The sequence below is a fragment of the Microbacterium meiriae genome (assembly GCF_040686935.1).
GTDB classification, from domain to species: domain Bacteria; phylum Actinomycetota; class Actinomycetes; order Actinomycetales; family Microbacteriaceae; genus Microbacterium; species Microbacterium meiriae.
In genome coordinates this window covers 1-25,640 of sequence record NZ_JBFBMF010000002.1, presented here as the reverse complement: position 1 = coordinate 25,640, position 25,640 = coordinate 1, and the positions used below count along the sequence as shown (strand labels likewise).

The 25,640-nt window shown below is 70.9% G+C and carries 26 protein-coding genes, 1 tRNA gene and 1 rRNA gene; 5 read left to right on the top strand and 23 right to left on the bottom strand.

Translation table 11 applies throughout. The features are described 5' to 3' along the window. Window positions 1-26: 26 nt before the first annotated feature. From AB0P08_RS05445 to AB0P08_RS05430, 4 genes are all read right to left on the bottom strand, one after another. On the bottom strand, window positions 27-482 hold the full coding sequence (locus AB0P08_RS05445) for a DUF6389 family protein (protein WP_363588663.1): 456 nt from the start codon (window positions 480-482) through the stop codon (window positions 27-29). Then, the gene (locus AB0P08_RS05440; RefSeq protein WP_363588661.1) at window positions 479-3,541 is read right to left on the bottom strand and encodes a hypothetical protein; all 3,063 of its coding nucleotides are present in this window, start codon (window positions 3,539-3,541) and stop codon (window positions 479-481) included. Before AB0P08_RS05440 ends, AB0P08_RS05445 begins: the two co-directional genes overlap by 4 nt. 37 nt (window positions 3,542-3,578) lie before the next feature. After that, window positions 3,579-3,932 (bottom strand): hypothetical protein, encoded by a 354-nt coding sequence (locus AB0P08_RS05435; protein ID WP_363588659.1) that lies wholly within the window; start codon window positions 3,930-3,932, stop codon window positions 3,579-3,581. A 93-nt stretch (window positions 3,933-4,025) separates the two neighbouring features. After that, window positions 4,026-4,102, bottom strand: a tRNA-Pro gene (locus AB0P08_RS05430). 108 nt (window positions 4,103-4,210) lie between these two features. Between AB0P08_RS05430 and AB0P08_RS05425 the strand changes: the two genes are divergently transcribed. The 5 genes from AB0P08_RS05425 to AB0P08_RS05405 all read left to right on the top strand — a co-directional run bounded on the left by AB0P08_RS05425 (window position 4,211) and on the right by AB0P08_RS05405 (window position 7,786). Next, a complete protein-coding gene (locus AB0P08_RS05425; RefSeq protein WP_363588657.1) occupies window positions 4,211-4,819 on the top strand; it encodes a GNAT family N-acetyltransferase in 609 nt (202 codons plus the stop codon). Next, window positions 4,816-5,271: a hypothetical protein gene (locus tag AB0P08_RS05420; protein ID WP_363588655.1), complete on the top strand. Its 456-nt coding sequence runs from the start codon at window positions 4,816-4,818 to the stop codon at window positions 5,269-5,271. The genes AB0P08_RS05425 and AB0P08_RS05420 overlap by 4 nt, the downstream gene beginning before the upstream one ends. A gap of 62 nt (window positions 5,272-5,333) precedes the next feature. After that, on the top strand, window positions 5,334-6,002 hold the full coding sequence (locus AB0P08_RS05415; RefSeq protein ID WP_363588653.1) for a lysoplasmalogenase family protein: 669 nt from the start codon (window positions 5,334-5,336) through the stop codon (window positions 6,000-6,002). Further along, window positions 6,002-6,376 carry an Hsp15 family ribosome-associated heat shock protein gene (gene hslR, locus AB0P08_RS05410; RefSeq protein WP_268777293.1) on the top strand — a complete coding sequence of 125 codons (375 nt, stop codon included), beginning with the start codon at window positions 6,002-6,004 and terminating at the stop codon, window positions 6,374-6,376. The genes AB0P08_RS05415 and hslR overlap by 1 nt, the downstream gene beginning before the upstream one ends. Window positions 6,377-6,415: 39 nt before the next feature. After that, window positions 6,416-7,786, top strand: coding sequence for an HNH endonuclease signature motif containing protein (locus AB0P08_RS05405; protein ID WP_363588651.1), 1,371 nt, complete (start codon window positions 6,416-6,418; stop codon window positions 7,784-7,786). A gap of 197 nt (window positions 7,787-7,983) precedes the next feature. Here AB0P08_RS05405 and AB0P08_RS05400 read toward each other — a convergent pair whose 3' ends face one another. From AB0P08_RS05400 to rrf, 19 genes are all read right to left on the bottom strand, one after another. Beyond that, window positions 7,984-8,931 (bottom strand): NUDIX domain-containing protein, encoded by a 948-nt coding sequence (locus AB0P08_RS05400; protein WP_363588649.1) that lies wholly within the window; start codon window positions 8,929-8,931, stop codon window positions 7,984-7,986. Window positions 8,932-8,993: 62 nt separating this feature from the next. Beyond that, window positions 8,994-10,466: a ribosome biogenesis GTPase Der gene (gene der, locus AB0P08_RS05395; RefSeq protein ID WP_336502826.1), complete on the bottom strand. Its 1,473-nt coding sequence runs from the start codon at window positions 10,464-10,466 to the stop codon at window positions 8,994-8,996. A gap of 40 nt (window positions 10,467-10,506) precedes the next feature. Continuing rightward, window positions 10,507-11,205: a (d)CMP kinase gene (gene cmk / locus AB0P08_RS05390; protein ID WP_363588647.1), complete on the bottom strand. Its 699-nt coding sequence runs from the start codon at window positions 11,203-11,205 to the stop codon at window positions 10,507-10,509. Then, entirely contained in the window at window positions 11,198-12,334 is a 1,137-nt protein-coding gene (locus AB0P08_RS05385; RefSeq protein WP_363588645.1) for a prephenate dehydrogenase, read from the bottom strand. Before AB0P08_RS05385 ends, cmk begins: the two co-directional genes overlap by 8 nt. Next, complete coding sequence (locus AB0P08_RS05380; protein WP_363588643.1) at window positions 12,331-13,128, bottom strand: pseudouridine synthase; 798 nt, start codon at window positions 13,126-13,128, stop codon at window positions 12,331-12,333. The genes AB0P08_RS05385 and AB0P08_RS05380 overlap by 4 nt, the downstream gene beginning before the upstream one ends. Next, the gene (scpB, locus tag AB0P08_RS05375; protein ID WP_187661848.1) at window positions 13,125-13,748 is read right to left on the bottom strand and encodes an SMC-Scp complex subunit ScpB; all 624 of its coding nucleotides are present in this window, start codon (window positions 13,746-13,748) and stop codon (window positions 13,125-13,127) included. Before scpB ends, AB0P08_RS05380 begins: the two co-directional genes overlap by 4 nt. After that, window positions 13,738-14,607: a segregation and condensation protein A gene (locus AB0P08_RS05370; RefSeq protein WP_363588641.1), complete on the bottom strand. Its 870-nt coding sequence runs from the start codon at window positions 14,605-14,607 to the stop codon at window positions 13,738-13,740. The genes scpB and AB0P08_RS05370 overlap by 11 nt, the downstream gene beginning before the upstream one ends. After that, window positions 14,591-15,424 (bottom strand): ParA family protein, encoded by an 834-nt coding sequence (locus AB0P08_RS05365; protein WP_164498181.1) that lies wholly within the window; start codon window positions 15,422-15,424, stop codon window positions 14,591-14,593. The genes AB0P08_RS05370 and AB0P08_RS05365 overlap by 17 nt, the downstream gene beginning before the upstream one ends. 164 nt (window positions 15,425-15,588) lie before the next feature. Further along, window positions 15,589-16,491 (bottom strand): site-specific tyrosine recombinase XerD, encoded by a 903-nt coding sequence (gene xerD, locus AB0P08_RS05360; protein ID WP_363588639.1) that lies wholly within the window; start codon window positions 16,489-16,491, stop codon window positions 15,589-15,591. Between the two features lie 2 nt (window positions 16,492-16,493). Beyond that, window positions 16,494-17,090: an NUDIX domain-containing protein gene (locus tag AB0P08_RS05355; RefSeq protein ID WP_363588637.1), complete on the bottom strand. Its 597-nt coding sequence runs from the start codon at window positions 17,088-17,090 to the stop codon at window positions 16,494-16,496. Beyond that, a complete protein-coding gene (gene pyrG, locus AB0P08_RS05350; RefSeq protein WP_029989884.1) occupies window positions 17,083-18,777 on the bottom strand; it encodes a CTP synthase in 1,695 nt (564 codons plus the stop codon). Before pyrG ends, AB0P08_RS05355 begins: the two co-directional genes overlap by 8 nt. A 26-nt stretch (window positions 18,778-18,803) precedes the next feature. Continuing rightward, window positions 18,804-20,486: a DNA repair protein RecN gene (recN, locus tag AB0P08_RS05345; protein WP_363588634.1), complete on the bottom strand. Its 1,683-nt coding sequence runs from the start codon at window positions 20,484-20,486 to the stop codon at window positions 18,804-18,806. After that, window positions 20,483-21,403, bottom strand: a complete 921-nt coding sequence (locus AB0P08_RS05340; RefSeq protein ID WP_363588632.1) for an NAD kinase — start codon at window positions 21,401-21,403, stop codon at window positions 20,483-20,485. Before AB0P08_RS05340 ends, recN begins: the two co-directional genes overlap by 4 nt. After that, on the bottom strand, window positions 21,400-22,197 hold the full coding sequence (locus AB0P08_RS05335; RefSeq protein ID WP_363588630.1) for a TlyA family RNA methyltransferase: 798 nt from the start codon (window positions 22,195-22,197) through the stop codon (window positions 21,400-21,402). Before AB0P08_RS05335 ends, AB0P08_RS05340 begins: the two co-directional genes overlap by 4 nt. Further along, window positions 22,194-22,373, bottom strand: a complete 180-nt coding sequence (locus tag AB0P08_RS05330; protein WP_187661855.1) for a hypothetical protein — start codon at window positions 22,371-22,373, stop codon at window positions 22,194-22,196. The genes AB0P08_RS05335 and AB0P08_RS05330 overlap by 4 nt, the downstream gene beginning before the upstream one ends. 49 nt (window positions 22,374-22,422) lie before the next feature. Continuing rightward, on the bottom strand, window positions 22,423-23,472 hold the full coding sequence (locus AB0P08_RS05325) for an HAD-IIA family hydrolase (protein WP_522727299.1): 1,050 nt from the start codon (window positions 23,470-23,472) through the stop codon (window positions 22,423-22,425). Continuing rightward, entirely contained in the window at window positions 23,472-24,302 is an 831-nt protein-coding gene (locus AB0P08_RS05320; protein WP_363588626.1) for a tetratricopeptide repeat protein, read from the bottom strand. The genes AB0P08_RS05325 and AB0P08_RS05320 overlap by 1 nt, the downstream gene beginning before the upstream one ends. A 47-nt stretch (window positions 24,303-24,349) precedes the next feature. Then, the gene (locus AB0P08_RS05315) at window positions 24,350-25,375 is read right to left on the bottom strand and encodes a hypothetical protein (protein ID WP_363588624.1); all 1,026 of its coding nucleotides are present in this window, start codon (window positions 25,373-25,375) and stop codon (window positions 24,350-24,352) included. Between the two features lie 181 nt (window positions 25,376-25,556). Continuing rightward, window positions 25,557-25,640 (bottom strand): 5S ribosomal RNA (rrf, locus tag AB0P08_RS05310); the annotation flags it as partial.

The following is a 25,640-nucleotide window of genomic DNA, read 5'->3' as shown; positions in this document are numbered from 1 at the left end:
GGCCGTTCGCGGCAACCCGCGCGCGGTCAGGCGTAGCCGAGGTCCGGCGCGCCGACCCAGAAGAGGCCCTCCTTCGCGTCAGCGGGGAGGAGGCCTTCGATCCACTCGGCGACGATGACGAGGACGGCTTCCTCCAGGCGATCCCGCGTCCACCGGCGCGGGCGCGAGGGTACCGCGGGCTCCCAGCCGTCCGCGGTCCACTCGACCCCGAACAGATGGCGCTGCTCGTCGAGACGTCGGTCCAGCGCGAAGGCGCCAGCCCCCTCGAACCGCGCCCAGACGTCGAACGGGCCCTCGCCGTCCTGGTCGACGAAGACGTCGATGAGGATCGCCTCCACGCCGTTCTCCGCCTCGACGGCGGCGCGGTGCAGGTTCCCCAGGGCGGCGGCGACGCGCTCGCTCTCCGTGTCGAGCACGGTGCGCAGGGCACGGGCGTACGATTCCGCATCATCCCCGCGCGCTCCGGACTCTGCAGCGCTCATCGCTCCCGCTCCGTCTCGGTGTCGAGGTCCCTGCCCACGGCGATCTCGCGGATCGCCGACGCGAGCGCGTCCCTCGACCGTCCGTGCGGGAAGGGGCCGGCTGCGAAGTCCAGCAAGCTGCGGCCGTCGGGGAGAGCCGGCGTCGCGGGGTCGACATCGCCGTGCACGAGGAGGGTCCGCACCAGCGGCGCCAGCGCGGTCTCCTCCATGTCGCGATCCAGCAGCTGCACGAACGGATGACCCTCCGGGAGCGTCGCGACGGGTGTCGGGCCCGGGATCGCGCCCTTCTCGAGGAGGCGTCGCAGCACCGGCTCGTCCTCTGCGTCCAGCGTGGGGTTGGCGAAGAGGACGTTGACCGGGCTCAGGAACGACAGGGAGGAGGACGCGTCGAGGCGCTGGTCCAAGAGCCAGAGCGCGAGCTCGCGGCGGCGCTCCGGGTGCGGGTTACTGAGCGCGGCGTCGAGGAGGAACCGGTATCCCGGAGCATCGACGACGACGTCGAGGAGATCGTTGAGCGTGCCCGTGAGTGCGAGATCGGGGAACACCCCGAGGCCCGCGTAGACCTGCTCGATCTCCTCCCTCTCGGGCACCCGATCGAAGACGAAGCTCGCGTACGGCGCATCCAGCAGGGTCGGCGGCCCCATACGGTCCCCCATCCGGAGCGCCCACTGGAGCTGCGGCACCCCCAGGGCTTCGGCGTAGATGGTCTCCAGGGGGTTCGTCGTGTCCACGTCGTCCGGGTCGAGGGCAGAGCGCACCCGTTGCAGCATCCCTTCCGAGGCGCGCCAGTCGACGTCATCCCGCCAGAACACGGCGTGCACGGCGGGCAGGGTCGTCGCGCCGGGGAGAAGGCCGGCGGTCTCAGCGGGGCCAGGGGTCGAAGCCTCGCGATGCACGACCGGGCAGAACCCTCCCGGGTCGCGGTCCACCACGAGCGACAGCAGGTCATCGGGCACCCCGCCGAACAGGGAGAGCTGTTCCTCGAAGGTGGGCTCGGGTCGCGCGGCGGCGTCGGGACCCGTCGGATGGGACAGGAGGAGGCCGCGCCCGTCGTGCGTGAAGTGCCACGTCCAGAAGTGGTCGCCGGTGCGGAAGCCGCCGCGCATCGCATCGGGGACGAGGGAGGAGTCCGCGAGCGGCGGGCCGTTCCACGGCACGGGTTCGGACGCGGGGGCGCCGCCCACGAGGGCGGAGACGTCGGAGATGATCCGGGAGCGGATGCGGAGCTCCCAGGGACTGCTCCCCCGCGCGAGGTCGAGCACGGCGTCCGGTCGCGCGATGACGATGATGACCTCGGGGTCGTCGCCGTACGAGGGGTCGGGTGTCCCCGCGACGACAGCCACCGCGTGGCCGTTCACCCACCAGAGCGGCGCGGTGAGCAGTCCGGTGGCGCGCAAGACACGGGTGAGCGGGCTGCGGCGATCGATTCCGGTCTTCTCGTTGCGGGCGTGGATCTCCCCCGCCGCTCCCCACCGTCCGCCCATGATGCGGATGAGGTCGTCCGCCCAGGCCTGGAGTGCATCGACCGTCCAGCGCTCCCCCGAGGCGAGCACGACGCGGAGCGCCCGACCGTGGTCGTCGCGGAGCCCGCGTCCGCCGATCTCGAACGTCCGATCCGCCCAGTCGGCGTCCTCCGGCGAGCGCTCCCACCACGCTCTGGTGACGCGCTCGATGTCCGCCACGAGGTCGTGATGGTCGCCGCTCGTCGGTACCGCGTAGCCGAGGCGGTCCGTGTCGGACGGGCGGTCCTGCTCCGGGTACGGGCACGCGGCGAAGACCTGCTCGAACCAGGCGCGCCGCTCGTCGCCCTCCCGGGACATCTCGTCGAGGGTGAGCGCGCCTCCGAGGCGATACGGCTGCCGCACCGCGGCGCCGAAACCGAAGTCGTCCATGCCGAAGTCGTTGCGGCGGCCGATCTCCATGAGCGAGGGCGAGACGCACCAGTGCGCTCCGTCGAACCACACCGCGCCGGTGATGACCGGCACAGGTTCGTCGCCGAGCATGCGGAACTCCAGGTCGTGCTCCGCGACCGCGCCGCGGGCGTCCTCGCCACGGGCGGCGATGAGGGCACGGAGGTCGTCCGGCACCCTGTCGAGCATGCGCGCGGCCAGAATCAGCCACGCCTCCGCCAGATCCGCTTCCCGTTCGGAGGAGTCCACGACGTCCGCCGCCTCGCCACCGTGCTGCTGCGCCACCTCGGCGAGGAACTGCGCCGGCGCTTCGTCCGCGAACGTCGACGTCGGGTCCTGGATGAGGACGAGGATGCGGCCGTCGTCCGTGAACGTCCAGACCGTCGTCACCCCGCTGCGCGACTGCAGGCTGAAGCGGGATGCCGGGACGTCGACGTCGCGCAGCCGCACCTCCCCGGCGCCGAACAGCGTGCTCAGCAGCCAGGCGCGGCGCCGCAGCTCGAGCGGATGCTCGCCGTTCATGAGGAGGTCGTTGTGCATGTCCTCCTCGGGCAGGAGCGCGCTGAGGCTGCCGACGGCGTACTCCCGCGGCAGCACGACCATCGCCTGGCGCAGCATGCCCTGCCGGGGCTCGGCGTCCCAGTTCGTGACGAGCACGCAGTACAGGTCGCCGCGGTCCCACATCTCCGCCTCCGGAATGCCGACCGAGACGAGGACCACGTCGAGGATGCCCTCCGGATCCTGGTTCTCCCCCACGAGCGACGGCTTCCGGACCATCGGCGCGCCCCACGCTTGGTGCAGCGTCCGGCGCACGCCCTCCGTCCACTCCTCCGCGTAGGCGGCGAATCCGCCCTCGGGGACCACGAGGTCCGCGGGCGGGTTCGGCTGCAGCGACTCGTCGGCGTCGGGGTCGTAGCCGCCGAGCGGGAGCAGCCAGACCCCCTGCGACTCCTCGACCTCCACCCCCTCGAACGTGAAGGCCTCCCGCGTCTCTCCCGCGAGCAGGTGGGCGACAAGCCGGTCGAGGAACCCGGGGACCTCTTCCCTGCCGAACGGCGGTGTGTAGTACGGGAGGTCCTCCTCCGTCTCGTCCCTCGTGTCTGCGTCGTCCCTGCCGGTGTCGTCGACCATGCCCCACCCCGTCGTCATCGAAACAGCCTTGGGACGAGCATACGGACGCGTGGCGTCAGGCGTCCTCGGAGTCGATGAGCTCGAGGAGCTTCCGCAGCTCGTCCCTGATCTCCGAGTGGTCGTACTGCCCGGCGCGGCTCTCACCCGAGATCACGCCGGAGCGACGCACCTTCCGGAAGTCGCCGAAGGGAAAGCTGTACGCCTTCTTCGTCTCGGGGTTCTCGCTCTTGTCGATGCCGAGGTGCCAGTGGGCGAACTCCGTCCACCCGTGCTCGTCGATGAAGCGGTTCTCGTCCTCTGCGCTGGGCGCTGCCTCGGACCAGTCGTCGCGTTCATCCCGCACGACCTTGCCGTCGCGGACGAGGGAACGCGCGAGCTTCAGCGCCGGTCGGTTCAGTTCGATAGCCATGGGGGAACGCTAGGACGCGGAGTGACGGTGCCGTACCCCCTTGACGGGGGATGCAGAAGGGCCGGAAACTCTTGCGAGATTCCGGCCCCGAAATGGTCGGGCTGACAGGATTTGAACCTGCGACCCCTTGACCCCCAGTCAAGTGCGCTACCAAGCTGCGCCACAGCCCGTTGTTCTGCACTCTCGCGCAGGCAACTCCCCTATCTTAGCCGCACCGGAGGCCCTCTCGCGAACCGAGGCGTTGCGGGGTGTCGGAAGCTGCTTGTACCGTCGCCTGCATGGCGACGATCACGACCGCGCTGGCGACGATCGCCCGCTGGGACGACGTGCAGCACGCGCTCACCGGCGGCGGTGACGGGGCGAGCTGCCAGTGCATCTGGCCGGTGCTGCCGAACAAGGACTGGAATCAGACCACCACGCCTCAGCGCACCGAGATGTTCCGCGCCGAGATCGACGAGGGTCCCCCTCCGGGGCTGGTCGCGTACGTCGACGGCGAGGCCGCGGGCTGGATCCGCATCGGACCGCGCACCCGTCAGGCCCGGATCCCCCGTACCCGCATGATCGCCGCGTCGAGCACCGAGCCGTTCGATGACGAGTCCGTGTGGGCCGTCACCTGCTTCGTCGTCCGCAGGGACCATCGGGGCAGCGGGCTCAACGCGGAGCTGCTCGACGCCGCGATCGCCTTCGCGCGGGAGTCGGGCGCCCGCCTCATCGAGGGCTACCCGGTCGACACCCGCGGCGAGAAGCAGCGCGCGAACGATCTGTACCACGGCACACTCGGGACATTCCTGCGCGCGGGTTTCACGGAGAAGATGGTGATGAAGCCGGGGCGCGTGATCGTCGCCCTCGACCTGGCGCCGAACGGGACCGATAGCGTGAAGGCATGAGCGACGCGACCTCCTCCCTCGAAGACCCCGACCTCGGTCCGCTCCACCGGGCGACGTCCGAGCTCGACGACGGCTCCGTCCTCACCCACGACTGGTTCGTCGGCAGCGTCGAAGTCGACGGCAGCACCTACGAGCTGATGGTCGAGGGCGCGTCGCCGGACGAGGTCGCGCCGCTGCTCCCCCGGCTGCGCACAGTCGTCGCCGCGCTCCCGGGACTGCGCCGGGTCGCCTCGGACGCCGTGGTCACGACGTTCAGCACCGGAGACCCCGCCCCCGCCGAGCTCGACGAGGCGGCCGACGACCTGGAGCTCGAGACCGTCGAGGCCGGAGCCGACGGCACCGTCGTCCTCCACTTCACGGACTCCTGCGGCGAGCACTTCCCGGAGGGGTACTGGCCCGCCGTGCACCTCGATGCCGAGGGGGCCGTGGCGGCGGTCACCGTCGAGTCCTGAGCCGGGTCCGTCCGATCGACCGCCTTCGGGACGACATGCCCCTCCGGTCATACGATGGGGGGATGCAGCGCCGCACTCTCCCTCCCGCGATCGTGTGGGCGTTCGTGCCGTACGTCGTGGTCGCTCTCCTGCACGTCGTGCTTCTCGCGCTCGGCCATGACCTCGCGGGGCCGACGAAGCTGCTGCTCATGCCGCTGCTCGCGGTGCCGGTCCTGGTGGCGGCGCGACGGATCCACCCACCCGTGACGGTGGCCTTCCTCCTCATCGCCCTGCTCTTCTCCTGGCTGGGTGACGGCGCGGGCGCGCTGTTCCCCGCGGCACCCGAGCTTCCGCTCATGCTGGGCTTCTTCGGCCTCGCGCACATCGCCTACATCGTCCTCTTCGCCCGCCACCTGGCCCGCCGCCGCCTGCCGTGGTGGACCGCGATCTACGCCGTCTGGTGGCTCGCGATGGTCCTCGTCCTCGGCCCACACACGGGCCCGCTCCTTGTCGGCGTCGCGCTGTACGGCCTGCTCCTCGCGGGCACCGCCGCGTTCGCCGCACGATGTCACCCGCTCGTCGCGACGGGCGGCGCGTTCTTCCTGGCGAGCGACACGATCCTCGCTTTCCGACTCTTCCTGCCCGACGCCATCCCGGCCTGGAGCAGCCCCGCCGTGATGCTGACGTACACGCTCGGCCAGGGGCTGATCGTCGCGGGCGCGCTCGTCTCCCTGCAGCGGAGGGCAGCCTGATGGTCGACAGCGCGCGGGTGGACAGCTGGCTCTGGGCGGTGCGCGTCTACAAGACCCGGTCCGCGGCGACCACCGCATGCCGCGCCGGGCATGTGCGCGTCAACGGCGACAAGGCGAAGGCCGCGCAGGCGGTTCGCGTGGGCGACGAGCTCCGCATCCGCATCGCGGGCTTCGACCGGATCCTGATCGTGCGGCAGATCCTCGTCAAGCGCGTCGGCGCGCCGCTCGCCGCCCTCGCCTACGAGGACCGGACGCCGGAACGCGAGCCGCAGGCAGCCCTCGGCGTTCGAGACCGCGGCGCCGGGCGACCCACGAAGCGGGAGCGTCGAGACATCGATCGCCTTCGCGGACGAAGCGATATACAACAGGATTGAACCCTTCCTTCATTCGAACATATGTTCTAAAATCGAGGTATGACGAACCCGCCGACCGCAGACCTCGACCTGGAGGAGCGTCGACGCGTGCGTGACGCCTGGGCGGAGACCCGCCGGCGCATCGCGGTGCTGGAGGCGGAGGCCGCGGAGCTGTTGGTCACGCAGATCGCTTTCCACGACGAAGACGTCGCCTCAGCCCCGCACCACCGTGACGCCATCCACCGCTCGATGGTCGCCGAGTTCGCCGCGGCGGGGCACGTTTCCACCGGCACCATGGAGTTCGCGTTCGCCGACGCTCTCGCCCTGAGCACAGCGCTCCCCCGCGTGCGGCAGGCCTTCCGCACCGGGGCTCTGAGCTCCGCGCATGTCCGGGAGATCGCACGGGCGAGCGCCATCGTGGACGAGGCCATCCGCAACCGCGTCGTCGCGCCGGAGACGATGGCGCTGTTCGAGACGGCGGTGCTCGTCGTCGCCGAAGCCGAGACCGCGGCGCGCACGCGAGTGCATGCCCGCCGCGTCGCCTCCGCTCTCGTCGGCGAGACCATCACGGAGCGACACCGCCGAGCGGCGGACGAGCGCTGCGTCACGGTGCGATCGGTCGACGACGGCCTCGCGGTCCTGACGGCCATACTCCCGGAGTGGGCGGCGGTGGCGATCGCCGACCGGCTGACTCAGCTCACCCGCACGGTGATCCGGGCGCGCGCTGCGGTTCCCGCGCGTGATGCGGGGTCGGACGGAGCGTCGCATCCTCGTTCGGACACCACGATCTCCAGCGGCGATGGCGGCACCTTCGCCCTCGACCCCGAGGCGGAATCGGCCCCCTCAGACACCCGCTCCTGGAGCCAGGTGCAGGCCGACCTTCTGACCGATCTGCTCCTCACCGCCGATCCGAGCGCCGTCGAGGGCGAAGGCCTCTCCGGCGTACGCGGGCGCCTGCAGGTGACCGTGGCGGCGACGACCCTGGCGGGTCTCGACGACCGTCCGGCCGAACTGGACGGACACGGCGCCCTGCACCCGGACATCGCCCGCGCTCTTGCCGGACGCGACGGCGGATGGACGCGCTTGTTCCTCGACCCACACGGGCAGGTCGTCGAAACGGACGCTCACAGCCCGACCGAGAGCATGCGCCGGTTGCTCCGCGCCCGCGATCAGCACTGTCGGTTCCCGGGGTGTCGCCAGCCGGTACACCGCTGCGACATCGACCACACCTGGGATCACGCGAAGGGCGGCTCGACCCGCGTCGACAACCTCGCGCACCTCTGCCGCGGACACCATGTGCTGAAGCACCCCGATGTCCCGGAGCCTCAGCGCTGGACGGTACGGCAGCACCCCGGCGGGGTCCTCGAATGGCGAAGTCCCCTCGGCGCGGTCCACACCGATCACGCCCCATCTCGGGTCGCCTTCGTCTGAAACACGCCGCCATCACGACGATGGGGTCCTTCGCGCGCGGTGACTGATCTCCGCCGCGTCAGACCAGACCGTGCAACGCCACGTCAGACCAGACCGTGCAACGCCACGTCAGACCAGGCCGTGCCACGCCAAACCAGGCCACGCCACGCCACTGCACGAGCACCTGGATCCGCGAATCGAAGCGCCCGCGTCTCGGGCTACGCGTCGAGAAGACGAAGGAGCCAGCCACTGGAACGCACCTGCGCCCCGGCGGCCTCGAGGCGGGACTGCAGCTCGCGGTCACTGGTCACCGCGAGAACCGGCGACCCGCTCGCGACCCGGCGTTCGACCTCGGCCACGATCGCGTCGTCACCGGCGCCCTCCGCGCGCACGACGTCCAGGGCCGAGCTCGCGACGCCGGCTTCCGCGGCCGCAGCATCCGCGAGCGATCCCTCGGCGGAGGCCTCCGCGATGGCGCGCGCGCGACCTTCCACGACGAGCGACACCTCCGGAAACCAGGCGTCGCCGGCGAGTCCGAGATCGTCCGCGGGCACGGAGAGGCCCGTCAGACGATCGCGCAGTCGTGCGGCCGCTCCGGCGCGATCCTTCCACCAGCCGTCCGGGACCGACCCCACGACGTTGGCGGCGTCGACCACGACCACCGGATGAGCCGACAGTTGAGCTCGCAGCATCGGCCACGCCGCGCCGAAGCCGGGGTGCAGGGGCAGCCCCTCCACGTCCTCGACGGGTACCCACGACAGCGCGACGCTCTCCGGGTCGCTGATAACGGGGTCGAACGGCGTCCGCACATCGGCGACGACGGTGGTGTACGACCAGATGCCGAGATCGAGCACACTCGTGAAGCGCGGCCGCACCGCACCATCCGGCACTCCCGCCTCCTCCTGCGCCTCGCGCACGGCACCGACGATGGCCACCTCACCCTCGTGCAGCGCTCCCCCGGGCAGACCCCAGGTGCCGCCGAAGTGGCTCCACGCGACGCGATGCTGCAGCAGGATGCCGCGCTCCGCGTCGACGGCGAGGAGACCCGCGGCACCGAAGCGCCCCCAGTACCGCTCGCCCGTGTCGGCGACCACCCAGGCATCGCCCGGATCACGAGGCCCCTCGGGGCGACGCGGTTCACCGGCGGCGGGAGGTACGACAGTCACCCCCTCAGCTTTTCACAGCATCGGGGCTCCGGCGCCACCGCCGCGACATGCGCGGCAACGAGTCAGCGCTGACGCTTCTCACGCACCCGCATATTGATCACGATCGGCGTGCCCTCGAACGGGTAGAGCTCGCGCAGGCGGCGCTGGATGAACCGGCGGTAGCCCGGGTCGAGGAAACCGGTCGTGAACAGCACGAACGTCGGCGGACGGGTCGAGGCCTGGGTCCCGAAGAGGATACGCGGCTGCTTTCCACCGCGCACCGGGTGCGGGTGCTCGGCGACGAGCTCGGCGAGGAACGCGTTGAACTTGCCGGTGGGGATCCGGCGATCCCAGTTCTCCAGCGCCGTCTCCAGCGCCGGGACGAGCTTGTCGAGGTGACGGCCGGTCTTCGCCGAGATGTTCACGCGGGGGGCCCACGCGACATGCGCGAGGTCCTGCTCGATCTCGCGCTCCAGGTAGCGGCGACGGTCGGCGTTCTCCAGGTCGTCGTCGTTCAGGCGATCCCACTTGTTGAACGCCAGGACGAGCGCGCGGCCGGACTCGAGAACGAGGTCGATGATCCGCACGTCCTGCTCGCTGATCGTCTCGGAGACGTCGAGCACCACAACGGCCACTTCGGCCTTCTCCAGGGCGGCGGAGGTGCGCAGCGAAGCATAGAAGTCGGCACCCTGGGCCATGTGCACGCGGCGACGGATACCGGCCGTGTCGACCAGGCGCCACATCTTGCCGCCGAGCTCCACGACCTCGTCCACGGGGTCACGGGTCGTGCCGGCGAGGTCGTTGACGACCACGCGCTCCTCCCCCGCGGCCTTGTTCAGCAGCGAGGACTTGCCGACGTTCGGGCGCCCCAGGATCGCGACACGGCGCGGGCCGCCGATCTCCTGCTTCGCGACGGCGGAGACCTCCGGCAGCTTCTTCAGCACGTCGTCGAGCAGGTCCGCGACACCGCGACCGTGGATCGCGGAGACCGGGTGCGGCTCCCCGAGACCCAGGTTCCACAGGGCGGCCGCTTCCGGCTCCTGACGCGCGTCGTCGATCTTGTTGGCGACGAGGAAGACCGGCTTGCCGCTCTTGCGCAACAGCTTCACGACGTGCTCGTCGGTCGACGTGGCGCCCACCATGGCGTCCACGACGAACAGCACGACATCGGACAGGTCGATCGCGACCTCGGCCTGTGCCGCGACCGAACGGTCGATGCCCCGGGCGTCGGGTTCCCAGCCGCCGGTGTCGACGACCGTGAAGCGACGATCGTTCCACTCGGCCTTGTACGTGACGCGGTCGCGGGTGACACCGGGGGTGTCCTCCACGACGGCCTCGCGACGGCCGAGGATGCGGTTCACGAGCGCGGACTTGCCGACGTTCGGCCGCCCGACGATCGCCACCACGGGCAGCGCGGGGCTGTACTGGATGCCGTCCTCGCCGAGGGTGATGCCCGCGAGGAGCTCCGCGTCCTCGTCGTCCAGCTCGTAGTCGGCGAGGCCGGCGCGCAGGGTCTCCGCGCGCTGCTCGGCCAGCTGCTCGTCGAGCTGGTCCATCTTCTCGGCGAGCTGGTCGGGACCGCCTTCGTATTCGTCGTCAGTCACGGTGTGCTCCTCGGAGTCGTTCGATCACCGCGAGGACGGCGTCGATGGTCTGGGGGAAATCGAGTGCGGTCGAGTCGACGACCTCCACGCCTTCCGCGGCGTTGAGGAAGTCGACGACCGCGCTGTCAGAGGCGTCGCGCTTGTGCAGGGCGTCCGCGACGGCGGCGGCGTTCTCGCCTGCGAGCTCGCCCGCGCGGCGGGCGGCACGCACCTCCGGTGCGGCGGTCAGCAGGATGCGGACAGGCGCATCGGGTGCCACGACGGTCGTGATGTCGCGACCTTCGACCACCACGGCCGGGTACGGCGCCTCGGCGACCAGTGCCCGGAAGAGCTCGTTGACCTGGGTGCGCACCTCGGGCACCCGCGCCACGCCGCTCACCGCGCCGGACACGCGGGGCTCGCGGATCGCCTCCGTCACGTCCACGTCGCCGACACGTACCCTGCGGTCATCCGGGTCGAGCCCGAGGCGGACGGGGAAGTCGGCGGCCGCGGCGCGCACGGCCTCCGCGTCGTCGGTGTCCGCGCCGCGATCGAGCACGTGCCAGGCGAGAGCGCGGTAGGCCGACCCGGTGTCGAGGTAGCCGAAGCCCTCGCGACGCGCGATCGCCTTGGACACACTCGACTTGCCGGACCCGGCGGGACCGTCGATGGCGATGAACTTCGTGGCGGAGACGGTGGAGGTGTCAGTCATTGGTGTTCCCTGCGATGCGCCAGCCGCGTTCCTGGAGCCCGGTGATCGCGCCGTGCAGCGCCGCGGGGTCGACACTGATCTCGGCGAGGCCGAACTGCGCGCCGGGAGAATGCTCCAGCCGCAGGTCCTCGACGTTGACGCCCAGCTCGCCGAGCTCGCCGAACAGGCGACCCAGCTGACCGGCGGTGTCGTCGACCATGACGACCAGTGTCTCGAAGCGTCGGTTCTGTCCGTGCTTGCCGGGGAGGCGCTCGACGCCGTCGTTGCCCTGGCGGATGGTCTCCGCGAGCACGCGACGGGAACCCGGTGCGCCCGGAGCGCGCAGCGCATCGGCGACCTCGCTCAGATCGGTCGCCAGCGCGTCGAGGATCTCGACCACGGGACCGGCGTTGGCACCCAGGATCTGCACCCACAGCTCCGGAGCGGACGCGGCGATGCGCGTCGTGTCCCGCACGCCCTGCCCTGCCAGGCGGAGGGCGCCCTCCTCGGCCCCGGCGAGACGTCCGGCGAGGAGGCTCGCGACGACCTGCGGCACGTGCGAGGTGAGGGCGACGGAGCGGTCGTGCTCCTCGGGGGTCATCTCCAGCGGCATCGCGCCGACATCGAGAGCCAGCGCCTCGACCAGCGCGAGGTCCCGCGCGGTGGTGTCCTCGTCGCGGCACACGACCCACGGCCGTCCGATGAACAGATCGGCTCGCGCCGAGATCGCCCCGCCGCGCTCCCGGCCGGCGAGCGGGTGGGAGCCGATGTAGCGGGCGAGGTCCACACCGCGGTCACGGAGCGTGCGGAACGGCTCCAGCTTCACGCTCGCGACATCCGTCACGACGGCGTCGGGGTAGCGCTCGAGCTCGGCCTGGATCACGTCGGCGGTCACGTCCGGCGGCACGGCCACGACGACGAGCACCGGGGCGTCGTCATCCTGCGGAAGGCGTCCGGCGCCGTAGTCGACGGCGAGGCGCAGCTGCGCGGGGGACGCATCCGTGAGGACGACGTCGATACCCTTCGCGCGGAGCGCGTGGCCGACGCTGGCACCGAGCAGCCCGGCGCCGACGATGCGCACGGTGCCGGACAGGCGCGGCGCGACGGCACCGGCCTTCCGCGCCGCGGGCGCACTCGTCGTCTGGGTCATTCGCTCTCCTGCTCGCCTGGCGCCTCGGCGACACCGGATTCCCGGCGCGCGAGGGTCAACAGCGCGCCGAGTTCGATTTTACTCAGTTCCCGCGTCCGGCCCGCCGGGAGGGTTCCCAGGTGCAGCGGACCGAACTGCCGCCGCACCAGTTCCGTGACCGGATGACCGACCGCGGCCATCATGCGACGCACGATCCGGTTGCGTCCCGAGTGCAGCGTGAGCTCGACGAGGCTCGAGCCCGCCGACGTGTCGAGCAGGCGGGCCTTGTCGGCGGCGATGGGGCCGTCCTCCAGCTCGATGCCCTTCGTGAGCTTCGAGATGGTCTGCGCCGTCACCGTCCCCTCCACCTTCGCGATGTAGACCTTGGTGACGCCGAAGGACGGGTGCGCGAGGACGTGCGCGAGCTCGCCGTCGTTGGTGAGCAGCAGCAGTCCGCTGGTCTCGGCGTCCAGACGCCCGACGTTGTACAGCCGCTCCTCGTAGTCCTTCGTGAAGCGTCGGAGATCGGGGCGTCCGCTCTCGTCGCGCATGCTGCTGACCACACCCGTCGGCTTGTTCAGCATCACGTACCGCTTGGACACGTCGAGCTGCACCGCGGTGCCGTCCACGTCCACGAGGTCCCGCTCCGGGTCGATGCGGCGGCCGAGCTCGGTGACCACCTGGCCGTTCACGCGGATGCGTCCCTCGACGATGTACTGCTCGACGACCCGACGGGACGCCACACCGGCCGCGGCGAGCACCTTCTGCAGTCGCACGCCCTCGGGGGCGCTGGAATCGTGGGTGTCGGTGGTCATCGGACCGTCCCTTCGTCGAAGCCGTCGGCGCCGTCGTCGAGGAGCGGCGAGATCGGCGGAAGCTCATCCAGAGAGTTGATGCCGAGATGCTGGAGGAGTGCATCGGTCGTGCCGTAGTTGATCGCGCCGGTCTCGGAATCGGCGAACAGTTCGGTGATCAGCCCCCGCGCGAGGAGGGTGCGGACCACGGAGTCGACGTTGACCGCGCGGATCGACGCCACCTGGCTCCGGGTCACCGGCTGCTTGTACGCGATCACCGCGAGCGTCTCCAGCGCCGCCTGGGAGAGCCGGGCCGGCGCCTGACCGCCGACGAACTCCGCCACGACCGGATCGAGGTCCTCGCGGACGTAGAGCCGCCATCCACCGCCGACCTCTCGCAGCTCGAAGCCGCGCCGCGGACCCGCGCCTCGACCGTCGTAGTCCTCGACCAGCGACTCGACCGTCTGCCGGACGGCGGGAACCGGCGCGCCGACCGCCGCAGCGAGGGCCACCAGGCCGATCGGCTCATCGACGATGAAGAGGATCGCCTCCACACGCTCGCTGAGCGGGAGCTCGGCACCCGTCACGGCGTCGGGTTCCTCGCGGAGCCCGGTTTCCGTCTCGGTCATGTCATCGGTCATAGTCGGCCCCCAGGGTCGCGAGTGTCTCGTCCGACCAGGAGTCGGCGGCCCAGCGGAGCGTCAGCTCCCCGAGCGGTTCCAGTTGTTCGAAGGAGAGCGCCGCGTGCCGGTACAGCTCCAGCACCGAGATGAAGCGGGCCACGACGATGCCCGGTTCGGTGACGCCGGCGACGAGCTCGCGGAAGCTCAGCGACTCGGTGCCGCGCAGCAGCGTGACGACGATCGCGGCCTGTTCCCGGATGCTGACCAGGGGTGCGTGCAGGTGGTCGAGCCCGACGTGCGGGATCTCCTTCGGCGCGAAAGCCAGCAGTGCCAGAGCCGCGAAGTCGTCGGTCGTGAGCGGCCAGACGAGCTCGGGTGTCTGCTTCCGGTGCTTCTCCTCCAGCGGCACCGCGCGCACGTGGCGGCGGTCCTCCCGCTGCAGGCACCGTGCGAACCACGCGGAGACCTCCTTGAACGCGCGGTACTGCAGCAGACGGGCGAAGAGCAGGTCGCGCGCTTCGAGCAGGGCCACGGCCTCGGCATCGACGAGCTCGCCCTGCGGCAGCAGACCCGCCACCTTCATGTCGAGCAGGGTCGCGGCGACGACGAGGAACTCCGACGCCTGGTCCAGCTCCTCCTCGTCCTCGAGGTCGGCGAGGTACGCGATGAACTCGTTGGTGACGGCGCTCAACGACACCTCGGTGATGTCCATCTCGTGCTTGGAGATGAGGGTCAGCAGGAGGTCGAAGGGGCCGTCGAAGTTCGACAGCGAGACCCGGAACCCGGCGTCGTCGGAGGAGGAAGCTTCCGCACCGTCGACGGCGTCGGCGAGTGCCGGGACCTCAGCGGTTCCGAGCTCGTCAGGCGACGGCGCCACGGGCGACCAGCTCCCTGGCCAGCCGCAGGTATGCCTGTGCGGCCGCGTGCTCCGGAGCGAACTCGGTGATCGGGACCCCCGAGACCGACGCATCCGGGAACTTCACGGTGCGGCCGATCACGGTCTCCAGCACGTCGTCGCCGAACGCCTCCACGACGCGTTCGAGCACCTCGCGCGAGTGCAGCGTGCGCGGGTCGTACATGGTCGCCAGCAGCCCGTCCATCTCGATGGAGGGGTTCAGGCGATCGCGCACCTTGTCGATGGTCTCGATGAGGAGCGCGACACCGCGCAGCGCGAAGAACTCGCACTCGAGAGGGATGATGACGCCGTGCGCCGCCGTCAGCGCGTTCACGGTCAGCAGGCCCAGCGACGGCTGGCAGTCGATGAGGATGACGTCGTACTCCCCCGCCACCTGCCGGAGCACGCGGGCGAGGATCGTCTCGCGGGCGACCTCGTTGACGAGGTGCACCTCCGCGGCCGAGAGGTCGATGTTCGCGGGGAGGACGTCGAGACCCGGCACGTTCGAGTGCACGATCGCGTCGTGGGCGTCGCGCTTCGTGTCGAGCAGGAGGTCGTAGACCGTCGGCACGTCGTGCGTCTGGATGCCGAGACCGGCGGACAGGGCGCCCTGCGGGTCGAAGTCCACCGCGAGCACCTTGCGACCGTACTCCGCGAGGGCGGCGGCGAGGTTGATGGACGTCGTCGTCTTGCCGACGCCGCCCTTCTGGTTGCAGAGGGCGATGATGCGCGCGGGGCCGTGCGACTTCAGCGGCGCCGGGATCGGGAAGCCCTGATACGGACGGCCGGTGGGTCCCATGGGAGTGTCGTCGGCCTTCTGTGCCTTCGCCCTGGACTTCGCCGCTTTCTCAGCCACCGGTTCTCCTGCTCCTTCGTGCTTGCTCGATTGTAGCGGCCATGCGTTCCCCGGCCGTCCCGGCGCGCGGCGGGCCGCCTCGGGAGGAGGCGCGGATCCGCGCGGGATCAGCGTGCCCGGGGGTGCGAGGTCGCGTAGATGTCGCGGAGGGCGTCCACCGAGACGTGTGTGTAGATCTGCGTCGTCGCGACCGAGGAGTGCCCCAGCAGCTCCTGCACCACGCGCACGTCGGCGCCGCCCTGCAGGAGGTGGGTCGCGAAGGAATGCCGCAGCGTGTGCGGGGAGACCTCGGCGGTGAGCTGCGCGCGCTCCGCGGCGGAACGGATCGCCAGCCAGGCGCTCTGCCGCGAGAGCGGAGCGCCCCGCGCGCCGAGGAAGAGCCGGGCCGACGCACGTCCCTTCGCCGCGAGGCCCGGGCGGACCCGGGTGAGATACGCGTCGACGGCGGCGCGGGCATACGACCCCACGGGGACGATGCGCTCCTTCGAGCCCTTTCCCCGCAGGCGCAGCACCTCGCCGTGCGCCATGTCGTCGACGTCGAGCCCGACCGCCTCCGACACCCGGGCACCCGTCGCGTAGAGAAGCTCCAGCAGCGCCCTGTCCCGGATGCCGAGCGGCTCCTCGACCGACGGCGCGGCGAGCAGCCGCTCGACTTGGTCGATCGTGAGGGCCTTGGGCAGCCGGCGCGGGGTCTTCGGCGGGCGGAGGCGCCCAGTCGGATCGTCCGCCTCGATGCCCTCCCGGGCGAGGAACCGGTGCCAGCCGCGCACCGAGGACTGCAGGCGCGCCAGGCTCGTCGCCGCGGGCGGCGGCTCCGCCGAGGCACGGTCGGCGACGAAACGGTCGACCACCATGGACGTGATGTCCGCGGTGTCGTCGATCCCCTCCGCCGTGAGCCAGTCCCGGTAGCCCACGAGGTCCCGCCGGTAGGCGCCGACCGTGTGCGCACTGAGCCCGCGCTCGATCGTCACATGACGCAGGTACGCGTCGAGGGCACGATCGAGCAGCATCCTCAGCCTCGGTCGCGCAGCCTCTGCGCCGCGGCCAGCACGCCGATGGAGAGGATGCCGTTGCGCAGGCGTCCTGCCATCACTCCCGCGACGGCGTCATCCAGCGGCACCCAGGCGAGCCGGATGTCCGCCTCCTCGTCCTCGCGGTCGTGCGCGGTCTCGGCGGCCGAGAGCCCGGTCGCGAGGAACACCCGGATGAGCTCGTCGTTGCCGCCGGGCGTCGTCCACGAGGACACCAGCGGCTCCCAGTGGGCGGCGACGAGGTCGGCCTCCTCCGCGAGCTCGCGACGGGCGGCCGCCATCGGCTCCTCCCCCTCGATGTCGAGGAGGCCCGCCGGCAGCTCCCAGTCGCGGTGACGGATCGGGTGACGGTACTGCTGGATGAGCAGCACCCGCCCCTCGTCGTCCAGCGCGAGGATCGCGACGGCGCCGGGATGGGCGACGTACTGCCGCACGATCTCGCCGTCGCCGTACCGGACCCGGTCGGAGCGCACGTCCCAGACGTAGCCCTCGTAGACGAGGTCGCTGCTCAGGACCTCCGGCTCGAAGGACTCGTCGCGCAGCGACTCGTCCGCCGCGCCCATCCCCTGCTCACTCATCGACGGGCACGTCGAACAGCTCGCTCGCGCGGTGCCGGGCGATGGCCGCGCCGACGAGACCGCGGAACAGCGGGTGCGGGTCGGTCGGACGCGAGCGCAGCTCCGGGTGCGCCTGGGTGGCGATGTAGTACGGGTGCACGTCGCGCGGCAGCTCGACGTACTCGACGAGGTCCAGCTCCGGGTTCAGGCCCGAGAACACCAGACCGGCCTCCGACAGGCGATCGCGGTAGGCGTTGTTCACCTCGTAGCGGTGGCGGTGACGCTCGGACACCTCGGCGGCGCCGTAGACCTCGCGCGCCAGCGAGCCCTCGGCGAGAGCGGCCTGGTAGAGACCGAGCCGCATGGTGCCGCCCAGGTCGCCGCCGTCGAGGATCTCGATCTGCTCGGCCATGGTCGCGATGACGGGCTCCGCGGTGTCCGGATCGAACTCGCTGGACGAGGCTCCGGCGATACCGGCCACGTCGCGGGCGTACTCGATGACCATGCACTGCAGGCCGAGGCACAGGCCGAGGGTCGGGATCCCCTGCTCGCGGGCGAACTTCAGCGCGCCCAGCTTGCCCTCGATGCCGCGGATGCCGAAGCCGCCGGGCACGCAGATGCCGTCGAGCTCGGCCAGCTGCTCCTGCGCGCCCTCGGGCGTCTCGCAGAGGTCGGACGGGATCCAGCGGATGTTGACCTTGGTCTCCTGCGCGAAGCCGCCCGCCTTGAGGGCTTCGGTCACGGACAGGTAGGCGTCCGGCAGGTCGATGTACTTGCCGACGAGACCGATCGTGACCTCGTGCTTCGGGTTGTGCACGGCGTGCAGCACCTTGTTCCAGCGCGTCCAGTCGACGTCGTCCGCCTTCTGGTCGAGACCGAGGCGCCTCACGATGTAGGAGTCCAGGCCCTGCTCGTTGAGGGTGGAGGGGATGTCGTAGATGCTCGGCAGGTCGACGGTGTTGATGACGCCCTCGACGTCCACGTCGCACATCAGCGCGATCTTGTTGCGGTTGCTCGCGCTCACCGGGCGGTCGCTGCGGAGCACGAGCGCGTCCGGCTGGATGCCCACCTGACGGAGCGCGGCGACCGAGTGCTGGGTCGGCTTGGTCTTCTGCTCGCCGGACGCCCCCATGAACGGCACGAGCGAGACGTGCACGAAGAACACGCTGTCACGGCCGAGCTCGTGACGCAGCTGGCGGGCCGACTCGAGGAACGGCTGCGACTCGATGTCGCCGACCGTGCCGCCGACCTCGGTGATGATCACGTCGGGACGCGGGTCCTCGGTCGCCTGCAGCCGCATGCGGCGCTTGATCTCGTCGGTGATGTGCGGGATGACCTGCACGGTGTCGCCGAGATACTCGCCGCGGCGCTCCCGCGCGATCACCTGCGAGTAGATCTGACCGGTCGTGACGTTGGCCGCCTCGGACAGGTTGATGTCGAGGAAGCGCTCGTAGTGGCCGATGTCGAGGTCGGTCTCCGCACCGTCGTCGGTCACGAAGACCTCGCCGTGCTGGAACGGGTTCATGGTGCCCGGATCGACGTTCAGATACGGGTCGAGCTTCTGCATGACCACGCGGAGTCCGCGGGCGGTCAGGAGGTTGCCCAGGCTGGCCGCGGTGAGCCCCTTGCCCAAAGACGAAACGACACCACCAGTCACGAAGATGTGCTTGGTCGTGTCGTTCTTGGGCCCCGCAGAAGAAGAGTTCATCACGGGCTTCTATCCTAACAGTTCGTTCAGACGCCGAGGCTGAGAAGCTCACGGGCGTGGGTGAGTGCGGCATCGGAATCCGCGAGTCCGGAGAGCAGACGGGCCATCTCGGCCTCGCGCTCCTCCCCGTCGAGCCGCCGCACGCTGGAGGCGGTGACGGCGCCGTCGTTCGATTTCACGACGGTCAGGTGGTTGTTCGCGAAGGCGGCGACCTGCGCGAGATGGGTGACGGCGATCACCTGCGACTTCTCGGCGAGTCGGGCGAGTCGTCGACCGACCTCGATGGCCGCGGCACCGCCGATGCCGGCGTCGACCTCGTCGAACACGAAGGTGGGAACCGGGTCGGTCGCCGCGATGACGACCTCGATCGCGAGCATCACGCGCGACAGCTCGCCGCCGGACGCGCCCTTGGCGACGGAGCGGGGTTCGGCACCGGGATGCGGCGCGAGCAGGATGGCGACGTCGTCGCGCCCGTGGGTGCTCTCGGCGCCAGGCGCCACGGACACCTCGAGGCGTGCGTCCGGCATCGCCAGCGCGTGGAGCTCGGCGGTCACGGCCTCGCCGAGCCGGACGGCGGCCTCGCTCCGGGCGGCGGTGAGGGCGTCGGCGCGGGCGTCGAGCTCCGCCCTGGCCGCGTCGCGCTCGGCGGTGAGGCGTTCCAGACGCTCCCCGTCGTCGTCGAGCTCGGCCAGCCGTGCGGAACCGGTCTGCCACAGTGCCAGCGCCTCCGCCAGCGAACCGTGCTGACGGATGAGGACACCGAGCGCGGCCCGGCGTTCCTCGACGGCTGCCAGCTCGTGCGGGCCGGACTCGTCGAGGTCGGCGAGGAAGCCGGAGAGCACGCCGGCGGCGTCGGCGATCCGGTAGCCGATGTCGGCCAGGGTCTCGGCGACCTCCGCCAGCTTCGGGTCCGACACGCGCTCGATCGCTCGGCGGGCTTCCGCGACCAGGGCCGACGCATCCGGCTCGCCCTCCTCGTTCGAGAGGGAGCCGTGGGCCAGGGCGGCCGCGAGCCGCAGCTCCTCCGCGTTCGCGAGGCGTTCGGCGCGGGCCGTCAGCTCCTCATCCTCGCCCTCTTCAGGAGCGGTGGCCTCGATCAGGGCCAGGTCCTCCCGCAGCCGGGCGGCCTCCTCGGCGCGCCGGTCGCGGTTCGCGGTGATGTCGACGATCTCGGCGTCGAGCGTGCGCCAGTGCTCGAACGCGGCCTGATACTCCTCCAGCGCCCGGGCGATGGAGTCGCCGCCGAAGCGATCGAGGGCGTCGCGCTGCGCGGCCGCCGATCGCAGCCGCAGCTGCTCGGACTGTCCGTGCACCACGATGAGCTCGTCGGCGAGCGAGGACAGCACACCCGCCGGTGCGGCGCGGCCGCCGACGCTCGCGCGACTGCGGCCTTCGGCGCTGAGGGTGCGCGAGACGTACAGCTCCGCAGTCCCGGCGCCTGCCGGCTCCAGCTCTCCCCCGGCCTCGGCGACGATGTCGGCGACCTCACCGGTCTCCGGCACGATCCACACACCGGCCACCGACGCCTGCGCCGCGCCCTTGCGTACGGCGCCGGAGTCGGCGCGCTGTCCGAGAAGCAGGCCGAGACCGGTGACCACCATCGTCTTGCCCGCTCCGGTCTCGCCGGTGATGGCCGTGAAGCCGGGGCCGAGAGGCAGGACGGCATCGGCGATCACGCCGAGCCCCTGCATGCGCATCTCCTCGATCATGCCTCGCTCCTCCGTTCCTGTCCGCGCCATCCCTCGACGGGCAGCTGGAACTTGCGGACGAGACGATTCGTGAACGCGGTGGGGTGCAGTCGCGCGAGGCGGACCGGGCGCGACGAACGACGGACGACGACGCGGGCACCCGGCGGAAGGTCGTGGGAACGACGGCCGTCGCACCAGAGGATGCCGGAGCCGTCCGTCCGCTCCAGCATCTCGATCGCCACGGCCGCGTCGGGGCTCACCACGAGCGGCTTGGCGAAGAGGGCATGGGCCGACAGCGGGACGACGGCGATGGCCTCGACCGTCGGCCAGATGACCGGGCCGCCGGCGGAGAAGTTGTAGGCGGTCGAGCCGGTCGGGGTGGAGACGACCATGCCGTCGCAGCCGAAACTCGACAGCGGCCGCCCGTCGATCTCGAGCACCACCTCGATCATGCGCTCGCGGCTCGCCTTCTCGACGGTCGCCTCGTTCAGAGCCCAGGTCTCGAAGACGACGTCGCCCGACCTGTCCTTCACGCGCACCGACAGCGCCAGGCGCTCCTCGACCTCGTAGTCGCGGGCGATCACGCGGCGCATCGCGTCGTCCATGTCGTCCCGGTCGATCTCCGCGAGGAAGCCGACGTGGCCCATGTTGATGCCGAGCACCGGGGCGCCGCTGTCGCGGACGAGTTCCGCCGCACGGAGGATCGTGCCGTCGCCGCCGAGCACGATCGCGAGCTCGAGGGACGCCGGACCGGCGGAGGCATCCAGCACCTCGACGTCCGCGAAGAACGCATCGACCGCGGAGAGCTCCGCGTGGTCGTCGGCCGCCAGGACGGGGCGCACTCCCGCGCCGCGGAGGGCGTCGATCACCCGGCGGGCGGCCGCGACGGTGTCGACGCGACCCGCGTGGGCGACGACCAGGATCCTGCGCTCGTTCATCGTCCCCCTGCCAGCTGGTTGATGGTGTCCATCCATTCTGTCGGATTGCTGCCGCCGCCCGGCACGAGGTGGACGAGATACTCCGCATTGCCGTGGGTTCCGAGGATCGGGGAGGAGACGATCCCCGCCATCCCCATCCCCGCGTCCCACGCGCTCCACGCCACGCGGGCGACGGCATCGGCACGGGTGGCGGGGTCGGTGACGAGACCGCCGCGCACCGCCGTCCGGCCGACCTCGAATTGCGGTTTGACGAGCAGCAGGACATCGGACCCCGGCGCCGCGACGGCGACCACCGCGGGGAGCACGAGCTCGAGCGAGATGAAGGAGAGGTCGCCCACCACCAGGTCGGGCGAGGCGGACTCCCCCGTCGCCGCGGCGAGACTGTCACGGGTCATGTGCCGCACGTTGAAGCCCTCGACCGCGGTGACACCGGGGTCTGCGGCGATCGACGGGGCGAGCTGGCCGTGACCGACGTCCACAGCCAGCACGCGCCGCGCGCCGCGCTGCCGCAGCACCTGCGTGAAGCCGCCGGTCGAGGCTCCCATGTCCAGCACGAGGCGCCCCTGCACGGGAATGGTGAAGCCGTCGAGCCCGGCGATGAGCTTGTGCGCGCCGCGGCTGACGTAGTGGTCGGCGCCGGCCACCGTGATCGTGTTCTCCTCGCCGACCGCGGTCGAGGCTTTGACGACCGGGCGACCGTCGACGCTCACGAGACCGTCGGCGATGAGGGTGGCGGCGTGCGTGCGCGAACGGGCGAGTCCTCGGGAGGCGAGGGCGGCGTCGAGTCGCGTCATCGTGGTCCCGGAGTCTCCCGCTGTTCCAGCCGGGATCCGCTCTCGAGCCGTCGAGAGAGTTCATCGTGGAGGGCCGAGTACAAGTCCGCGCGTGCGGAGAGCGGCTGCCCTTCGATCAGGCGCAGACGACTCCACAGGCCGTCCGTCGGCGCGCTGGTCGTCGTCTCGTCACTCACGCTTCCACTGTACGCGGCGCCGCCGACGGCCGACGGCGCCACGCGTGGCTCAGGGGCGGTGGAACGGGTCGGCGTACAGCCGTTCGGGAACCCGCAGCACGAACACCGGCGTACCGGACGCCCAGATGGCCGCGGCGCCGGCGCGGAGGAGGTCGAGCTGCTCGCCGGACTCGGCGACGATCTCGACGTCCGCTCCGTGGACGCGGACGGCGGCACCGTTCACGTCGAACACGCCGTCGGTCACGACGGGCTCGGGATACGGCTCATGCAGGCCGCGCAGATCACCGAGGATGTAGGTCGGGCGTGAACCTTCCGGCGCGGCGAGGACGTGCTTGGGACGGTCGATGCCGGTCAGCACGAGCGCGGACTCGATGCCGGCGCTGCTGGCGCCCATGATGTCGGTGTCCAGGCGGTCGCCGATGAACAGAGCCTTCGCGGCACCGAAGCGGGCGAGCGCCTCCTCGAAGATCGGGGTCTCCGGCTTGCCCGCCACCGTCGCCAGGCGACCGATCGCGGTGTGCACGGCGGAGACGAGGGTGCCGTTGCCGGGGGCGACGCCGCGCTCGCGCGGGATCGTCCAGTCCGTATTCGTGGCGATCCAGGGGATGCCGCCCTCGTCCTCAGGGACCTTCAGCGCGAACGCCGCCTCGGCGAGGTCCGTCCAGGCCACCTCGGGCGCGAACCCCTGCACCACGGCCTGCGGAGCGTCCTCGGCGCTGCGCGTCACCGTGTACCCGGCCTTCTGCACCTCGTCGACGAGCCCGTCGCCGCCGACGACGAGGATGGTCGCCGGCGCGGGAACGATCCCGGACAGCAGACGCATCGCGGCCTGCGGGCTCGTGACGACGTCCTGCGGAGCGACGTCGAGCCCGAGACTCGTCAGATGCGCGGCCACGGAGGCGTCCGTGCGCGAAGCGTTGTTGGTGATGTAGCCGAGACGCACCGCGTGCGCCGCGGCGTTCAGGCTCTCGACCGCGTGCGGCAGAGCCCCCGGACCGGCGTAGACGACGCCGTCGAGATCGGCGAGGACGGTGTCCACGCCCTCGAGAGGCGTCCGTCCCGCTCGAGACCTCCGTGCCTTGGGTGTGAAGAGCCCCACTACGCCTCCGGCTTCTCGGATTCGGAGGGCGAGTCGTCCTCCGTCTCGTCGTCCTCGCCGAGCAGTTCGCGCACCTCGTCCTCGATGGACGGCTCGGCGGGCTCGGGGGTCTCGTTCGTGTCGGAGGAGGACGAGTCGTCTCCGGTCTCCGCGTCGGAAGCCTCTTCTTCCTCGGAGACGGTGTCGGAGTCGGTGTCGTCGGCGGAGTACTCCTCCTTGTCGGACACAACATCCTCGACGGAGACAGCGTGCTCCTCGGAGAACTCGTCCTCGACGAGACCGTCCTCGACGTAGAGCTCCTCGTCGCCGGCCTCATCCACACCGAGAGCCTCCGCGGCGACCTCGGCGCGGTGCGCCCAGAACTCCGCCTCGTCCGTGCGGCCGAGATCTTCCAGGACTGCGGCGCGCGCGGCGAAGAGCGCGGGGCTCCACTCGAACGCGCGATCCGGGTCGAGCTCCGGGATCTCGAGCTCCCCTAGGGCCAGCTCCAGGTCGCCCTGGTCCAGCCGGGCACCCGACATCGCGATCGCAAGAGCCACGCGCACGGGGGTGGTCAGAGCCGATCGGTCCACGGCGCGGCCGGTCTCGAGTGCGCGGTCGGGACGTCCGATGCCTCGCTCGCTGTCGACCATGAGGGCGATCTGGTCGTCCTTGCCGGAGATCCGGCGATAGGTGCGGAGCTCCCGCAGGGCCAGGGCGAAGTCACCCGTCGCGTAGGCGGTGATGCCCAGGGTCTCCCGGACGATCGCGATGCGCCCTGCACGACGCGACGCCGCGAGTGCGTGCTCGTGCGCCAGGGTCGGGTCCTCGTCGATCAGCCGAGAAGCCATCGCCAGATGCCGAGCGACGAACTCCGCGTTCTCCTTGCTGAGCGTCTTCAGCTCGTTGCGCGCGGAGGGGTGCAGGTCGCGCGCCGTGACATCCTCCGGGACGCGCGGCTCGTCGAACCGCGGACGCTCGCTCGCCGCGTTGGCAGGACGCTCCCGCCCCGCGCCGCCACGCTGCGGGAAGGACCGGGACCGGTCACTCCCCCGCTCGCGGTCGAATCCGCCCTCGCGGCGCGGAGCGCTGTCACGATTGTTGTACCCGCCTTCACGGCGCGGGCCACCACCGTCACGGTTGTAGCCACCTTCACGACGGGGCGCACCACCGTCACGGTTGTAGCCACCCTCGCGACGCGGAGCGCTGTCGCGGTTGTAACCACCTTCACGACGCGGGGCACCACCATCACGGTTGTAGCCACCTTCGCGGCGGGGAGCGGAGTCTCGGTTGTAACCACCTTCACGACGCGGGGCACCACCGTCACGGTTGTAGCCACCTTCACGACGCGGGGCACCATCACGGTTGTTGTAACCGCCTTCGCGACGCGGGGCACCACCGTCACGGTTGTACCCACCCTCACGACGCGGGGCACCACCGTCACGGTTGTAACCACCTTCACGACGCGGGGCACCACCGTCACGGTTGTACCCACCCTCACGACGAAGAGCACCATCGCGGTTGTTGTAGCGACCCTCCCGACGAGGAGTACCACCATCGCGGTTGTACCCACCCTCACGACGCGGGGCACCACCGTCACGGTTGTACCCGCCTTCCCGACGCGGAGCGCTGTCGCGGTTGTAACCACCCTCACGACGGGGCGCACCATCGCGGTTGTTGTAACCACCCTCACGACGAGGGGCACCACCGTCACGGTTGTAGCCGCCCTCGCGACGCGGGGCACCATCACGGTCGTTGTAACCACCCTCACGACGAGGGGCACCACCGTCACGGTTGTTGTAACCGCCTTCACGACGAGGGGCACCACCGTCACGGTTGTTGTAACCGCCTTCACGACGAGGGGCACCCCCATCGCGGTTGTAGCCGCCCTCCCGCCGAGGGCTTCGGTCGCCGGAGCCGGCACGGGAACCGCCCTCGCGGTACACAGGGCGACCTCCGGAAGGACGTTCGTTGCGCTGGTTCCCGTCGTTGCGACGTGGACGGCGCTCTTCCTCTTCCGGCATGGTGCTCCCTGTTCTCTGTTCTCTTCGCTCGTAAACGCAAAATGGCCACCCAACGATGGGTGGCCATTTCGACTAAAAGGAGTCCGGCGGTGTCCTACTCTCCCACAGGGTCCCCCCTGCAGTACCATCGGCGCTGTGAGGCTTAGCTTCCGGGTTCGGAATGTG

What these genes read in the sequence shown, in the direction of transcription:
- AB0P08_RS05445 (WP_363588663.1), bottom strand. Translation starts at nt 482, where the DNA reads ATGAGCGCTGCAGAGTCCGGAGCGCGCGGGGATGATGCGGAATCGTAC.
- AB0P08_RS05440 (WP_363588661.1), bottom strand. Translation starts at nt 3,541, where the DNA reads ATGACGACGGGGTGGGGCATGGTCGACGACACCGGCAGGGACGACGCA.
- AB0P08_RS05435 (WP_363588659.1), bottom strand. Translation starts at nt 3,932, where the DNA reads ATGGCTATCGAACTGAACCGACCGGCGCTGAAGCTCGCGCGTTCCCTC.
- AB0P08_RS05425 (WP_363588657.1), top strand. Translation starts at nt 4,211, where the DNA reads ATGGCGACGATCACGACCGCGCTGGCGACGATCGCCCGCTGGGACGAC.
- AB0P08_RS05420 (WP_363588655.1), top strand. Translation starts at nt 4,816, where the DNA reads ATGAGCGACGCGACCTCCTCCCTCGAAGACCCCGACCTCGGTCCGCTC.
- AB0P08_RS05415 (WP_363588653.1), top strand. Translation starts at nt 5,334, where the DNA reads ATGCAGCGCCGCACTCTCCCTCCCGCGATCGTGTGGGCGTTCGTGCCG.
- hslR (WP_268777293.1), top strand. Translation starts at nt 6,002, where the DNA reads ATGGTCGACAGCGCGCGGGTGGACAGCTGGCTCTGGGCGGTGCGCGTC.
- AB0P08_RS05405 (WP_363588651.1), top strand. Translation starts at nt 6,416, where the DNA reads ATGACGAACCCGCCGACCGCAGACCTCGACCTGGAGGAGCGTCGACGC.
- der (WP_336502826.1), bottom strand. Translation starts at nt 10,466, where the DNA reads ATGGACCAGCTCGACGAGCAGCTGGCCGAGCAGCGCGCGGAGACCCTG.
- cmk (WP_363588647.1), bottom strand. Translation starts at nt 11,205, where the DNA reads ATGACTGACACCTCCACCGTCTCCGCCACGAAGTTCATCGCCATCGAC.
- AB0P08_RS05385 (WP_363588645.1), bottom strand. Translation starts at nt 12,334, where the DNA reads ATGACCCAGACGACGAGTGCGCCCGCGGCGCGGAAGGCCGGTGCCGTC.
- AB0P08_RS05380 (WP_363588643.1), bottom strand. Translation starts at nt 13,128, where the DNA reads ATGACCACCGACACCCACGATTCCAGCGCCCCCGAGGGCGTGCGACTG.
- scpB (WP_187661848.1), bottom strand. Translation starts at nt 13,748, where the DNA reads ATGACCGATGACATGACCGAGACGGAAACCGGGCTCCGCGAGGAACCC.
- AB0P08_RS05365 (WP_164498181.1), bottom strand. Translation starts at nt 15,424, where the DNA reads ATGGGACCCACCGGCCGTCCGTATCAGGGCTTCCCGATCCCGGCGCCG.
- xerD (WP_363588639.1), bottom strand. Translation starts at nt 16,491, where the DNA reads ATGCTGCTCGATCGTGCCCTCGACGCGTACCTGCGTCATGTGACGATC.
- AB0P08_RS05355 (WP_363588637.1), bottom strand. Translation starts at nt 17,090, where the DNA reads ATGAGTGAGCAGGGGATGGGCGCGGCGGACGAGTCGCTGCGCGACGAG.
- pyrG (WP_029989884.1), bottom strand. Translation starts at nt 18,777, where the DNA reads ATGAACTCTTCTTCTGCGGGGCCCAAGAACGACACGACCAAGCACATC.
- recN (WP_363588634.1), bottom strand. Translation starts at nt 20,486, where the DNA reads ATGATCGAGGAGATGCGCATGCAGGGGCTCGGCGTGATCGCCGATGCC.
- AB0P08_RS05340 (WP_363588632.1), bottom strand. Translation starts at nt 21,403, where the DNA reads ATGAACGAGCGCAGGATCCTGGTCGTCGCCCACGCGGGTCGCGTCGAC.
- AB0P08_RS05335 (WP_363588630.1), bottom strand. Translation starts at nt 22,197, where the DNA reads ATGACGCGACTCGACGCCGCCCTCGCCTCCCGAGGACTCGCCCGTTCG.
- AB0P08_RS05320 (WP_363588626.1), bottom strand. Translation starts at nt 24,302, where the DNA reads ATGGCTTCTCGGCTGATCGACGAGGACCCGACCCTGGCGCACGAGCAC.